Here is a 13,024-nt window from a genome sequence, read left to right as displayed (position 1 = left end):
ATGTCACACTTTGGTGAGAATTTGAAGAGAGTCAGAGAAGATCGAAACATTTCTCAGCGCGAGTTAGCCCTTAAAGCTCGCTTAGGCGCCAGTACGATTGAGAAGTATGAAAACAATGAACAGATCCCTGATACACAAACCATTTTAAAGCTGTCAACCGTTCTTGATATCCCAGCTTCCGAGCTTTTGGAACGTGAAATGATCAATCATCATCCGGCAGGGATCGATTCTGAGATCGAACAGCTCATTAAAGAGATAGGTTCCAAACGGACAAAGCTGATCCTCCGCAAAGCAAAGGAATTCTCAGAAGACGATTTTCTCCGCGTCATGCAGATGCTTTATGAAGTTAAGTATGAAAAATAAACATTCAAAATGTATGTATATCATTCTTCAAAACGGGTCATACTGAGACTAAGCTTTCTAAGTATTCCCCCTTTTGTTTTCATTTGTTGGACGATTATTCAATCGTCCTATTTTTTTTTGCTTAAAACAAGGCATCAAAAAAACCAGGTGCCTACATGTCAGCACCTGGGCAAAATATAGCTAGCTATGATTCTCAACAAATCTCTTCATCCGCTTCACAGCTTCCTGCAGCTGTTCCATGGAAGAAGCATACGAACATCTGATATGTCCTTCTCCGCCCTTCCCGAACACATTCCCGGGTACGACTGCCACCTTTTCTTCCATCAGCAGCTTTTCTGCAAACTCTTCAGAGGACAGGCCTGTTTTGGCAACAGACGGGAATGCATAAAATGCACCACCCGGCAAGTGGCATGTAAGCCCCATCTCATTTAATGAATCGACAAAATAATGCCGGCGATGGCGGTAGCTTCGCTTCATATCAACTACATCTTCCATCCCTTTATCAAGTGCTTCGACGGCAGCATATTGAGCAGGAGTCGATGCGCACATCATGGCGTACTGGTGAATTTTCAACAGAGGTTCGGCGATTTCCACCGGAGCGCATATAAAACCGAGCCTCCAGCCAGTCATCGCAAATCCTTTCGAAAAGCCGTTTATCACAATCGTTCTGTCCCTCATTCCTTCGAAAGACGCGATTGACACATGGCCCCGGTCGTAAGCAAGCTCGGAATAGATTTCATCCGAAAGCACCACCAAATCATTTCGGCGTATAACGTCTGCAAGCTCTTCAAGATTTTCCCTTTCCAATACGGTTCCGGTCGGATTGTTCGGTGAGCATATCAATACGGCTTTCGTTCTGTCCGTAATCGCTGCCTCAAGTTCTTCTGCAGTCAGTTTAAAGCCATTCTCGGGCTTTGTTTCGACGGTTACAGGCTTTCCCCCTGCAAGCTGAACAAGCGGGACATACGATACAAAGCCCGGCTCGACAACGACCACTTCATCACCCGGATCGATGATGGCACGCATACTGATATCGAGTGCCTGGCTCGCCCCGACCGTCACGATGATTTCCGTTCCCGGATCATATCCGACTCCATAACCATTCTTCATATAGCTGCTGATTTTTTTTCGGAGCTCCAATAGGCCTGCATTAGCCGTATAAGAAGTAAAACCCTGCTCCAATGAGAGAATCGCAGCTTCCCTTACCGTCCAAGATGTAATGAAGTCCGGCTCCCCGACGCCAAGGGAAATGACGCCTTCCATATTGGCCGCCAGATCAAAGAATTTACGGATTCCGGACGGCTTCAGGTTTTCAACCGACTTCGCAATGTATGATGTCTTTATTGTCATGGGGACACCACAATCCGTTTATCTTCATGAGAATCACCGAAAATGGTGCCATCATGCTTGTATTTTTTCAGCTGAAAATGGGTCGTGGTGGACAAAACCGAATCAAGTGTCGATAGTTTTTCAGAGACAAAGGTAGCGACTTCATTCATGGACCGCCCTTCCACCGTAACCGATAGATCATATGCCCCTGACATCAGGTACACACTCTTCACTTCTTTATATCGGTAGATGCGGTGAGCGACTTCATCAAATCCGACGCCTCTTTTCGGAGCCACCTTGACGTCGATCATCGCCGTCACACCTTCATGTCCTTCCACCTTTGACCAGTCCACAATCGAGCTGTATCGCACAAGGATATTTTCCTTTTCAAGCTTGGTGAGGGCAGTTTCCACTTCCTCTGATGATACTTGAACCATCTTTCCTAAGTTTTCTGATGAAATTCTTGCATCCTTCTGTAAGATCCTCAGTAAATCAAGCTCCAATTCGCTAAGCTGCATAATGCTCCTCCTTCAAACCACTTAAATGGTTACATTATAGCAGAAGCAGTAAAAATAGAAAGTGTTACTCACCGTTTTTCTTATTCTGAAATCAAATTGTTAAAGGTGTTAAATAACAAAAAAAGGGTAAAATACGACAAACAAGCATTGTGAGGAGTGACGAATCATGCAGGGAAACGAGTTTGCCAGAACGGTAAACGTAAATGGAGCACAAGTATATTATGAATACCATCAGCACCCGACAGCAGCCGAAACCTTCGTTCTTCTTCATGGATTTCTATCTTCAACCTTCAGTTTCAGACGACTGACTCCGCTTTTAAAAGAAAAATATAACGTGATTTCGATCGATCTGCCTCCATTCGGCAGCAGCGACAAATCAAACCGCTTCATCTATTCCTATGACAATTTGGCGAATACCGTCATATCGCTGCTCGACCACTTGAATGTGAGGAATATACACCTCACCGGACATTCCATGGGTGGACAGATTGCACTCAATGTCATGAAAAAAGAACCTTCACTCGTCGATAAAGGTGTCCTCCTATGCAGCTCGGGTTATCTCAAAAAGATGAAATGGCCGGTCCTTATGGCGAGCCGCATTCCTTTTTTCCATCTGTATGTAAAGCTTTGGCTTACACGGTCGGGTGTGCGGAAAAATCTTGAGAACGTTGTCCACAACAAGGAATTGATCGATGACGAGATGATGTTCGGCTACTTAAAACCATTTCTTGAGGATGATATATTTAGAGCCCTGACACGGATGATCCGTGACCGCGAGGGAGACTTATCCATCGGGGAATTACAGAAAATCGAGACACCGTGCCTCCTTGTCTGGGGAGAACATGACCGCGTCGTCCCCCTCACGACCGGACACAGGCTGGCCAAAGATCTTCCCCAATCAAAGCTTGTCGTATTAAAAGAGACCGGCCACCTTGTACCTGAAGAAAAACCTGACGAAGTACTTCAGCATATCCAGCAGTTTATAAATTCCGAAACGGATGAATATGTCAAAAATAATCAGCCGCAGTATAAAAAAGGACTTTCCCAAACGCTTCTTACTGAAACCTAAGGGGAAGTCCCTTTTTCTGATACGGAATAAACAAATCATTTTCATCTTTCCGACTTGCATAATATGATGGATATAGCTTAAGTATCCACCAGAACCTTGTTGACTGGCGATAAGCTTGAACTCAAGCTTCAGGCACTTACCATTTTTTTCGTGAAAGGGGTAAAGACTTTGAATGAATTCGAGAGAATAATCGACCGAAAAGGGACATCTTCTGTTAAATGGGATATGACCAAAACTGTATTTGGAAAGGATGATGTGCTGCCGATGTGGGTGGCCGATATGGACTTCCTCCCGCCAGCTGAAGTGAGCGAGGCCCTCAAGAACCGATTGGATCATGGCATCTTCGGCTATACCTTTGTCGGAGACGGACCCGCAGAAGCAATCACTGATTGGGTCAAGAAGAGACATGGCTGGAGCATACATAAATCGTGGCTTCAATACAGCCCTGGTGTCGTACCAGCTATCGCGGCGATCATACAGGCACTGACCAAACCCGGTGACAAAGTCTTAGTTCAGTCACCTGTCTACACACCATTCTTCACCATGACAGAAGAAAATGACCGTGTGATTGAAAATGCTCCGTTAGTATACGAAGACGGGGCATATAGTATTTCATTTGATGATTTTGAAGCATCACTGAAAAAAGGCGTGAAAGTATTCCTGCTCTGCAACCCGCATAATCCCAGCGGCCGCGTATGTTCACGTGAAGAACTGACCAAGATGGCGGAGCTCTGCCAAAAGCACAATGTCATCATTGTATCGGATGAAATTCATTCGGATCTCGTCTACAGATCTCATACCCACACACCGGTTGCCGCAATCGATGAAAGCTATAGAGAGATGACCATCACCCTCATAGCACCAAGCAAAACTTTCAATCTGGCAGGACTGCAAGCTTCAGCCATGATCACCCCTAACAAAGAATTCCGCGATAAAATAGCCGATGTCCATAAAAAACAAGGCTTCTTCACCCTTAATACATTCGGTATAACTGGCATGGAAGCTGCCTATCGCTATGGGGAAAAATGGCTCGAAAACATCATGGATTATTTATCGGAAAATGTGAAGATCACGAAATCATTCCTGGAAGAGAATCTTCCTGACCTTCATCTTGTTGAACCTGAAGGAACCTATCTTCTTTGGATCGATTGCAACAAGCTTGGAATTTCGGATGACGAGCTTAAAGAACGACTGCTTGAAAGAGGGAAACTGGGCTTGGAGCCGGGCCCGAAATACGGGAAAGGCGGCGAAGGCTTTGTCAGGATGAACATCGCCTGTCCGCGGGAAGTATTGATGGACGGGCTGGAAAGACTTGCGAAGGCGCTTGGATAACGATAGATGAAAAAAGAGCAGGAAAGCCTGACGGCCCTTGCTGCTCTTTTTTTGTTACAGTATAAACAAGCCCACTGTTCACAATAACCTTGAACAGCGGGCTTCTTTTACTTTTTCTTCTCTTTTTCTTTGGCAATCTCACCACAGGCGACTCTCGCTCCCGAATCTCCTGCCGGCTGCGTCATGCCATCATCTTTGTTTTCGGTAATGATCAGGGAGGTCCCTTCTTTTGTAAACAAGGAAGTCTTCCCTTTCGTCAGCGTCACAAGAGGTGCCATCAACTTCACCTTTACAGACCCGTCATCTTTAACAATGATATTCGGCAGATCGCCGGCATGGGCTCCTTCAGGATGCATAAGTCCGTGCTTTTTATCATCCGGATTAAAATGATTGCCCGCAGACACGAAGTCAGGGCGTTCACACGTCCCTTTTTCATGAAAATGAATGCCGTGTTCCCCGGGCGGCAGTCCTTCAAGGTTCAGATCGACCTCTATTCCATCCGACTTCTCCTGAAGGATCACCTTTCCCAGCGAATCGCCCGTATCATTTTTCATATCGACTTCCGTCTTCTTTGGGTTTTCAATGGCGCACGCCCCAAGCAGGATCGCCGGCAAAACTATGTAAAGTAACTTGTTGTTTTTCATCTATAATTCCTCCAAATGTACATACTCTACTCCATTTTTGACGAGATAGGGGGAAAGTATTCTTACGGAAGCGAAAAAACGAGCGTACTGGGGTCTGGGGGTGGAGGAGAATCGATGAAGATTTGCGGTTATCAACGGAAATTATTATTTATCAAAGTTTTTTGGTGTTTATCAACAAAAATTTGACTATATCAACGTTTTTTTCTTTTTATCAACCTAAAACAGCAACTTACCGACAATTCTACAAATATCGACACCCATCTATTCTCACGGAACAACTTTTCTCATAAAAAAGCACGCCATAACACATACTGGCGTGCTCACATAACAGTCATTCAGTTTCTCGATTCCGCTTCATTACTTCTTCCTCGATCGCTTTCGTTTTAAGTTCTTCCTTCTTGGATACCTTTTTTATCAAACGGAACGTCAAGATCGTCAATACAAAAAAGATGACCATCCAAATCGCGGCTGGAATGTACTCTGTCTTGTCTTCCGGAAAGTATAAAAACAAATTTAATACAAATGAAGAAAGCATAATTAGCCCCTTTCCTTTCACAACAAACTCTTTCCCCATTATACCAAGATAAAAATGGAGAAACCATTTCCCCGCCGAAATTATTTAACGATTCTATGAACACGTTAAAGTTGAAAGCATACCTTCTCCGGTTTAAATCGGAACGAGGGCAGCTTCCCCAGAACCTCACATTCCGACAATTTCCGAGGAAATAGTGACAAGCTTCATCATCAAATACCCGTCGTAATCATCTGGTCAAGCTTGCTGTGCTTCTAAAAGCTGATTTTGATCTAATAGAAAAGAACCTTTCAGCTGAAGCATCAAGGTCCTTTTCGTTGAAATGTTTATAAAATGAACCCACACATATCGGGGCGCGATACACGATATTCACTGCACCCGATATGGAATGCATCCTTCTTTCCGTTACTTCACAACTGTGATCTTTTCAATGGTCACATCTTCTTTCGGAGCGTCATTCTGCCCCACTTCCACATCCGCGATTTTATCCACGACATCCATTCCTTCGATTACCTGGCCGAATACAGTGTGCTTGAAGTCAAGATGTGGAGTTCCTCCCCGTTCCATATAAGCGTCAATGATTTCCTGCGGGAATCCTGCTTCTTTCATTTTCTCCTCGAAACCAGGGTTCATTTCACTGTTCTGAACGATGAAGAATTGGCTTCCATTCGTATCAGGGCCTGCGTTAGCCATTGAAAGTGCTCCGCGGATGTTGAAAAGCTGTTTGGAGAATTCGTCTTCAAAGGATTCTCCCCAGATACTTTCGCCGCCTGTTCCGTTTCCATTCGGGTCTCCGCCCTGGATCATGAAATCTTTGATCACACGGTGGAATTTCAATCCGTCATAGTAGCCGTTTTCACTGTGAGTGATAAAGTTTTCAACTGTTTTTGGTGCCTGCTCAGGGAATAATTTTATTTTAATGGTGCCCATTGAAGTTTTCATTTCTACTACTTTTTCATTTTCTGCTACGTCCGTAGTCAGCTGCGGGTAAGTCATCTTGTCATCTCCTCCAGATTCTGCATCAGTTGTTTTGTTTTCTTCTGTTTCAGCAGGTTTTTCTTCACTGCTGTTATCCTTCTCTGTTTGTCCACATCCGGCAAGAATTAAACCTATCAGACACAAGGATAATAGTACCAATCTCTTCATATATGTACCTCCGCATGTTACTTTTATTAGTAAGCTTTATTAAGATCACTTTGTGTTCCATTATAATAGACTTGAACACTTAAGAGGAGGGGTAATTTTGCAAAATTTTCAAATAGGGGATAAAGTCACAGCTTTTTATAAAACGGGAAAATACATCGGAGAGGTCACAGGAGAACGTCCAGGTGCTTACGTGGTAAGGATCCTTGCTGTTCTTAAGCACCCTCGGCAAGGTGATTTACATAACCCTGCCGAAGTGGATGTTCCATTATTCCACGAAAGAAAGGCACTGGCATTTCGTGAGCAGGCCAACATGCCTGAAAAGATGGTGAAGCCTTATGAAGGAGACATACCAGAATACAATGACACACTTCTCACTGCTTTCGGCGATTTGAAAAAACAATCGGAAGCAGACGGATCTTCGCATGCCATTAAAAGTCTGGAAGCTCTCCGCGGAGTACAGCGGGAGTATGAGCTCATGTATGGGCTGACGTTTGAAGACTAAATTTGCCTATTATCCAACGATAACTAAAAAACGTGCCGGTCATAGGCACGTTTTTTAAAATATTTAGATGATCTCAAGCCAGCTGGTTATAAAACTTGCTTAAATCAATCCGGTCGCCGATGGTGGTTGGTTCGGCTTTGTCGAGATACTTTTTATCTTTTTCCACGAGATTATATATGTGATGAGTCGTCAGTGCATCATCCAGTGCTTTGTGATGCTTTCCGACCCCTTCCCTTCCATATTCCTGGACGGCTTTCCATAAGCCGGTTTGATTTTGATCTCCGAAAAATCGTTTGTATTCCATCGATAAATCGAAAAATTGAGCTTGAAAAGGAAAGGCCATTCCTGACTGGGTACAGTTATCCCTCAACACTTTCATGTCCATGTTGCCCCATGTGACAACTTTTTCAATACCATTTGAATTCAATTGGTTGAAATAATCGATGAGGGTCTGGAAGGAGATTCCTCCGTCTACTTTATCTTGTGTGATCGATAAAAATCGTTTGCAGCGATTGGTTAGTCTGGGAAAGGCAGAAGGTTTTACATAAGTAGAAAACGTATCTGTCACTTGCCCATTCTGAACCACCACCACACCTGCTTCGATTATTTCAGGGAAAAAACCTTTGGGGACTCTATGTCGTTCCGGCATTGAAAACTCAAAGTCAATGAACACAAGCTGCTTTGCATTTACCACGTAACTCCCTCCTCAATCTTGTACAGACCCCAATTTTCATTCTATTAAGATACTATTTTGAATACGTACGAGTTTATGTTCACTCACAAGCTTATTCGCATTTCGGTGAGATTACATAATTCTTATTCTTATATTATATCATGTTCAACCTGAAAAATATGACTAAATCCTTTTCAACATCCTGAAAAACTTCTTACTCAGTGGACTCTGTAAGAAATCTTTAATACAATAGATATTTAGGAAACCGAAATAAATAGTTTATGAGAAGGTGTTTATCATTTCAATAGAAAAAAGAAATCTTGTCATTATGGTCATGGCGAATTTTTTAGTGGCTGCCAGCGCCACTATGGTCCTGCCGTTCTTATCTCTATATATAGAGACGTTCGGTGAATATAGCGCTGAATATGTGCAGCGCTGGTCCGGTTTTGTTTTCGGGATCACATTTCTGACTGCGTTCTTCATCTCTCCTTTATGGGGAAGATTTGGTGACCGCTATGGCTACAAGCCCATTCTGTTGATCACAGGTTATGGGATTGCCACCTCCATTTTCTTTATGGGATTCATGGAGTCCGTCCAGGGGATGTTTATCCTGAGGCTGTTGATGGGGGCTGTGACCGGTTTTATCCCTACGTCAATGGCGCTTATCTCTTCCCAGACCTCTAAAAAGGAAGCAGGGAAAATATTGGGTACCCTGCAGATGGGGACCGTGTCCGGAGGTTTGTTCGGACCTGTCATCGGCGGGATTCTTGCTGATAATGTTGGTTTTTCTTATACCTTTATCTTCACGGCGATTTCCATTGCGGTCGCTGCGACAGTGGTTCTGTTCGGAATAAACGAGCAGCGGAATAAGGAACAGAGGAATAAGCAAAACAAATATTCAAGCAAGCAGGTGCTTCAGCACATATTCAGTCACAAGCTCCTTGTGACGGTGATTGTTCTCTCCTTGATCATTCAAGTCGCGAACTTCAGCATTCAGCCGCTTCTGGCACTTTATGTAGATGAACTTACTTCATCCGCTAACCTTGCCTTTTTAGCCGGCCTTGCCTTTTCGGCTACAGGATTCGGGAATTTCATCGCTACCCGGCAGTGGGGAAAGCTTGGCGATGAAATCGGATATGAGAAGGTCCTTTCCATCCTGCTGGTGCTTGCTTCCATCCTTATCGTGCCGCAAGCTCTTGTTACAGAGCTCTGGCAGCTTGTACTTCTCCGGTTCTTATTCGGTATTGCCATCGGGGGGATGATTCCCTGCGTGACAGCTTATATTCGTCAGGAAGCGCCGCTCAGCATGCAGGGTGAAGTATTGGGCTACAACCAGAGTTTTCGTTTTCTTGGAAACGTGATTGGACCCGTATTCGGAGGGACAATATCAGGATATATTGGCATTTCTTCCGTTTTTTATGTAACAGGTGCTTTATTCTTGGGGGCATTTGGATTATTATGGTGGAGTATACGACATTCTGAAGTTGACGGTCACGTGAAACAAGATTACTAGAAAAGTAGAGTGGAAATATGAGAGTGTTTGCAGGATTTCTGACAGTGATTTGCTTTATGGCTTTGTTTTTTACCACGCTGTTCTTCACGACAGAAGAAGTCGACAAAGTCCAGGGATTTCAGGATGAGCTCGAAACCACGGTGAATACAGACCAGTTGAACCTTAACAAGACCAGTTTACTGCTGGACAAAAACGGGGACGTATTTTCAGAGGTCAATCGTCCCTTTCGATTATATGTAGAAGATGAAAAAATCCCCCCATTCGTAAAAGATATCCTGGTCGCTTCAGAAGATCAGCATTTTTATGAACATGTGGGATTTGATGCCGGCGCCATATTAAGGGCAGTTGTAAAAAACTTGGTGTTCACACATATACAGCAGGGCGGCAGCACCATTACCCAGCAACTCGCCCGAAATCTTTATTTAGGCCAGGAAAAAACGTACAACCGAAAATTGACCGAGCTCTTCTATGCACATGAGATTGAACGTTCCCTTTCCAAAAATGAAATACTGGAGCTTTATCTCAATGTCATTTATTTCAGCAACGGTGTGTATGGAATCGAAACAGCGTCACAATATTATTTTCAAAAAAGTGTTTCGGAATTGAACAAAGCAGAGATGGCGTTCATAGCCTCGATCCCGAATAATCCGGGCAAGTATGATCCTGTCGACCATTTCGATCAGACCAAAGTTCGCCAGGAACGTCTGCTTGACATTCTCGTTAACACTGAAAAGCTTGCAAAAGAAGAAGCGGACAAGCTGAAGAAAGTTCCGATAAAGTTGAATATCCGCAAGAAAATCGATCGGTATCCTGATTATGCCTTCTATGTGGAAGAGGAATTAAGAGAGCTGATTTCATTGCACGAAGGCTACAAGGTACAGCTTGAAAATGCCTCTTCACCACAGGAAAAGGAGCAGATCATCAACAAGCTGGATAACCGGTTTGAAAGCGTGATTGCTTCTGGCGTCAGAATTCAGACTGCCCTTGATCCAGCCCTGCAGCAAAAAAGCGCAGAAGCTTTGAACACCGGGCTCCATGGTGAAAAACTGCAGGGCGCATCAGTCACCATCAATAATGAAACAAGAAGAATCGCTGCACTGACCGGAGGGAAAGATTATCAAAAATATAATTTCAACCATGCTTTCCAAGCCTACAGGCAGCCTGGTTCCTCCATCAAGCCGCTGCTTGTATATGCGCCGTATCTTGACATATTCAAAGCATCCATTCATGAAAAAGTGAACGCCAATAATTACTGTATAGGTAATTATTGCCCGATCAACTACGGAGGCGTCCAGCCGGGGACGGTCACGCTGAACCAGTCGCTGGCTCAATCGTACAACACCCCCGCTCTCCGGTTGATGGAGAAAGTCGGGGTGGAAGAAGCATTCAACAAGCTTTCATCCTTTTCCTTCGAGCGCTTGACAGCAGATGATCACACATACGCAGCATCGATCGGCGGGTTCACCTACGGCTTCAGCCCGCTCGAGATGACAAATGCCTACACATCCTTCATCGACGGCAGCTATTATAAAAGCCATGCCATCGTGAACGTGAAAGACGGAAATGGAAAAGTCCTTTACGAATGGAAGGATAAGCCAAAGAAAATATGGTCTCAAGATACCACGGCAAAAATGAGGCAGATGCTCGCGAATGCTGCTGAGAACGGTACAGGGAAAGCCGCTTATGTATCAAAGCCCTATGTTGGAATAAAAACAGGAACCACCAACAATTATCATGATTACTGGGTAATGGGGTTGACGAATGAGTACACGACGGGTGTCTGGGTCGGCCACGACATCCCTCAGAACATGAGCAGGATCGAAAGGCTGCGGCCGAGTCATAAAATATGGCAGAAAATCATGAAATAACGCCCGGAGACCATCTCCGGGCGTTATTTTTCTTAAGGACAGACAAATTGGGGATGTCATGCGATTTTACTGAACTGACAAAACGATGCATCCCGCCAAATCAACTATATATGCTCGAAAATCCCAAGTTTTTGCTCGAAGCCCCTCCACTTATGCTCGAAAACCGAAATTTTTGCTCGAACTGTCGATTATCCTTATACACCATTCACAACGCCCTGCTTTTTTCCATCCTATAAAAAAAGAGTACAAAACAACCGTTTCATACTCCTCAAAGAACAGTCACAGCTTCACCTTCGACATGATCGGCAAACTCGCCATGACACCGTTATACAATTTTAAAATCACAAAAAAGATCGTCATAAAAAGGGATGACCAAGTAAATAATTGCAGGCTGATGACCCCTATGATCCCTGCTTTTGATACTGTGACGCTTATTTTATAAACAAAGTAAACAAAATATATGACCGAAGTGACGGCGAAAATAGCAACCACCCCCAGGAAGGATTTGAGGCTGACGACGGACACGAGACCGCCGATGAAATAGATCATGGAGCCGGACCTGACCCGGTTATATAATTGGCCTTCGGAATCTTTTGAAAAGAATAGCATGGAGACACCGTTGATAGTTTCAGCAATGAGCTTCAGGGCTGCAAATACCATGAAGAAGACGATCATCAGCAGGATTAATAACACAAATTTCAGTTGAATATCCGATAGAAATTCACGCATCCCGGGATAGACGCCGATTTTCTTGAAAAGGTCCACAAATACTTCCACTCCGTAGACCGAGAAGGTCAAGCTGAATAAAAGGATGGCAAACAGAGGCAGATAGCTTGTTAAATATGTATTCTTCAATTGATAACTCTCCTATAATGATTATTCCATACAGCACTTACATCATAATCGTTTATGGGAGTCTTGAAAAGGGTATTGATAAGAAAATCATGGGCATTTTGTCGTGCTGTCACGATAGGTGAAAATCACACGGAATCGCTCGTAAAAAGAAAAAATGACTGCCTCCCCCATGCGGACATGAAAAAGACAGTCAGTCGAATGCTTCATCAGTATGGGACATTCCGTTCGGCACTATACGGATGTACTCTCTCGATCTAAACGGCTGCCGGATCCTTTGATTGTTCGCCGGCACTTCCTCTATTTCTTCTGTGCCTTCGTATTGGACAGACTGCAGATTAGCTGTTGCCGGGTCATCTGTTTCGATGATCCCCCGGTTAAACCGGTCCTGGGACTCAACCAGCCACCCCAATCCAATAAATGTGAATAGTATGGTTGTAAATGCCACTGTTTTTCTTTTCAATTTCACCACCGCCTTATGGATAGGATTCTCCAAAATAACCAAAACTATTCTTTACATGCTGTATTTCCAAAGGAAAATCCTTAAAATTTTTCGTGGTGATCTCCCGCGTTTCTACATATTTAATACTAAAATTAAAAAACGATTATGGCAGAAGCCTGAGTAATGCAAGCATTGTTTTTTTGCGTTATAATGCTCTGTAGGTTAAGATTTCCGGACATAC

14 protein-coding genes are annotated in these 13,024 nt (G+C 43.9%); 6 read left to right on the top strand and 8 right to left on the bottom strand.

What is annotated here, in order from left to right; translation table 11 throughout:
- Positions 1 to 363, top strand: coding sequence for a helix-turn-helix domain-containing protein (locus HWX64_RS16040; protein WP_175990520.1), 363 nt, complete (start codon positions 1 to 3; stop codon positions 361 to 363).
- A 180-nt stretch (positions 364 to 543) separates the two neighbouring features.
- Here HWX64_RS16040 and HWX64_RS16035 read toward each other — a convergent pair whose 3' ends face one another.
- Both HWX64_RS16035 and HWX64_RS16030 read right to left on the bottom strand, forming a co-directional pair.
- Positions 544 to 1,713, bottom strand: coding sequence for an aminotransferase (locus HWX64_RS16035; RefSeq protein ID WP_175990519.1), 1,170 nt, complete (start codon positions 1,711 to 1,713; stop codon positions 544 to 546).
- Positions 1,710 to 2,210, bottom strand: coding sequence for an Lrp/AsnC family transcriptional regulator (locus HWX64_RS16030; protein ID WP_175990518.1), 501 nt, complete (start codon positions 2,208 to 2,210; stop codon positions 1,710 to 1,712). Before HWX64_RS16030 ends, HWX64_RS16035 begins: the two co-directional genes overlap by 4 nt.
- A gap of 166 nt (positions 2,211 to 2,376) precedes the next feature.
- Here HWX64_RS16030 and HWX64_RS16025 point away from each other — a divergent pair, with 166 nt between their 5' ends.
- Entirely contained in the window at positions 2,377 to 3,279 is a 903-nt protein-coding gene (locus HWX64_RS16025; RefSeq protein WP_175990517.1) for an alpha/beta fold hydrolase, read from the top strand.
- Between the two features lie 168 nt (positions 3,280 to 3,447).
- The gene (locus tag HWX64_RS16020; protein ID WP_175990516.1) at positions 3,448 to 4,611 is read left to right on the top strand and encodes a MalY/PatB family protein; all 1,164 of its coding nucleotides are present in this window, start codon (positions 3,448 to 3,450) and stop codon (positions 4,609 to 4,611) included.
- A 107-nt stretch (positions 4,612 to 4,718) separates the two neighbouring features.
- On the opposite strand, the gene HWX64_RS16015 is transcribed toward HWX64_RS16020, so the two are convergent.
- From HWX64_RS16015 to HWX64_RS16005, 3 genes are all read right to left on the bottom strand, one after another.
- On the bottom strand, positions 4,719 to 5,255 hold the full coding sequence (locus HWX64_RS16015) for a superoxide dismutase family protein (protein ID WP_175990515.1): 537 nt from the start codon (positions 5,253 to 5,255) through the stop codon (positions 4,719 to 4,721).
- A gap of 331 nt (positions 5,256 to 5,586) precedes the next feature.
- On the bottom strand, positions 5,587 to 5,790 hold the full coding sequence (locus HWX64_RS16010) for a hypothetical protein (protein ID WP_175990514.1): 204 nt from the start codon (positions 5,788 to 5,790) through the stop codon (positions 5,587 to 5,589).
- Positions 5,791 to 6,192: 402 nt separating this feature from the next.
- Positions 6,193 to 6,933: a peptidylprolyl isomerase gene (locus tag HWX64_RS16005; RefSeq protein ID WP_175990513.1), complete on the bottom strand. Its 741-nt coding sequence runs from the start codon at positions 6,931 to 6,933 to the stop codon at positions 6,193 to 6,195.
- A gap of 94 nt (positions 6,934 to 7,027) precedes the next feature.
- Between HWX64_RS16005 and HWX64_RS16000 the strand changes: the two genes are divergently transcribed.
- Positions 7,028 to 7,435, top strand: a complete 408-nt coding sequence (locus HWX64_RS16000; protein WP_175990767.1) for a kinase-associated lipoprotein B — start codon at positions 7,028 to 7,030, stop codon at positions 7,433 to 7,435.
- Between the two features lie 73 nt (positions 7,436 to 7,508).
- Here HWX64_RS16000 and kapD read toward each other — a convergent pair whose 3' ends face one another.
- Positions 7,509 to 8,129: a 3'-5' exonuclease KapD gene (kapD, locus tag HWX64_RS15995; RefSeq protein WP_175990512.1), complete on the bottom strand. Its 621-nt coding sequence runs from the start codon at positions 8,127 to 8,129 to the stop codon at positions 7,509 to 7,511.
- 277 nt (positions 8,130 to 8,406) lie between these two features.
- Between kapD and HWX64_RS15990 the strand changes: the two genes are divergently transcribed.
- Positions 8,407 to 9,621: an MFS transporter gene (locus HWX64_RS15990; RefSeq protein ID WP_175990766.1), complete on the top strand. Its 1,215-nt coding sequence runs from the start codon at positions 8,407 to 8,409 to the stop codon at positions 9,619 to 9,621.
- 17 nt (positions 9,622 to 9,638) lie between these two features.
- Positions 9,639 to 11,489: a transglycosylase domain-containing protein gene (locus HWX64_RS15985; RefSeq protein WP_175990511.1), complete on the top strand. Its 1,851-nt coding sequence runs from the start codon at positions 9,639 to 9,641 to the stop codon at positions 11,487 to 11,489.
- Positions 11,490 to 11,768: 279 nt separating this feature from the next.
- Here HWX64_RS15985 and HWX64_RS15980 read toward each other — a convergent pair whose 3' ends face one another.
- Both HWX64_RS15980 and HWX64_RS15975 read right to left on the bottom strand, forming a co-directional pair.
- A complete protein-coding gene (locus tag HWX64_RS15980; protein WP_175990510.1) occupies positions 11,769 to 12,344 on the bottom strand; it encodes a DUF5366 family protein in 576 nt (191 codons plus the stop codon).
- Positions 12,345 to 12,534: 190 nt separating this feature from the next.
- Positions 12,535 to 12,804 (bottom strand): hypothetical protein, encoded by a 270-nt coding sequence (locus HWX64_RS15975; RefSeq protein WP_175990509.1) that lies wholly within the window; start codon positions 12,802 to 12,804, stop codon positions 12,535 to 12,537.
- Between the last annotated feature and the right edge of the window lie 220 nt (positions 12,805 to 13,024).

Origin of the sequence: Bacillus sp. Marseille-Q1617, from assembly GCF_903645295.1 — a bacterium.
In the GTDB taxonomy this organism is placed as follows: domain Bacteria; phylum Bacillota; class Bacilli; order Bacillales; family Bacillaceae_B; genus Rossellomorea.
The sequence above is the reverse complement of the archived record's forward strand: the minus strand, read 5'-3'. Positions and strand labels throughout refer to the sequence as shown.

Excerpts from the sequence above, each read along its gene's own strand:
- HWX64_RS15985 (WP_175990511.1), top strand. The coding sequence starts at position 9,639 with ATGAGAGTGTTTGCAGGATTTCTGACAGTGATTTGCTTTATGGCTTTG.
- HWX64_RS16040 (WP_175990520.1), top strand. The coding sequence starts at position 1 with ATGTCACACTTTGGTGAGAATTTGAAGAGAGTCAGAGAAGATCGAAAC.
- HWX64_RS16015 (WP_175990515.1), bottom strand. The coding sequence starts at position 5,255 with ATGAAAAACAACAAGTTACTTTACATAGTTTTGCCGGCGATCCTGCTT.
- HWX64_RS16035 (WP_175990519.1), bottom strand. The coding sequence starts at position 1,713 with ATGACAATAAAGACATCATACATTGCGAAGTCGGTTGAAAACCTGAAG.
- HWX64_RS16005 (WP_175990513.1), bottom strand. The coding sequence starts at position 6,933 with ATGAAGAGATTGGTACTATTATCCTTGTGTCTGATAGGTTTAATTCTT.
- HWX64_RS16030 (WP_175990518.1), bottom strand. The coding sequence starts at position 2,210 with ATGCAGCTTAGCGAATTGGAGCTTGATTTACTGAGGATCTTACAGAAG.
- HWX64_RS16010 (WP_175990514.1), bottom strand. The coding sequence starts at position 5,790 with ATGCTTTCTTCATTTGTATTAAATTTGTTTTTATACTTTCCGGAAGAC.
- HWX64_RS16025 (WP_175990517.1), top strand. The coding sequence starts at position 2,377 with ATGCAGGGAAACGAGTTTGCCAGAACGGTAAACGTAAATGGAGCACAA.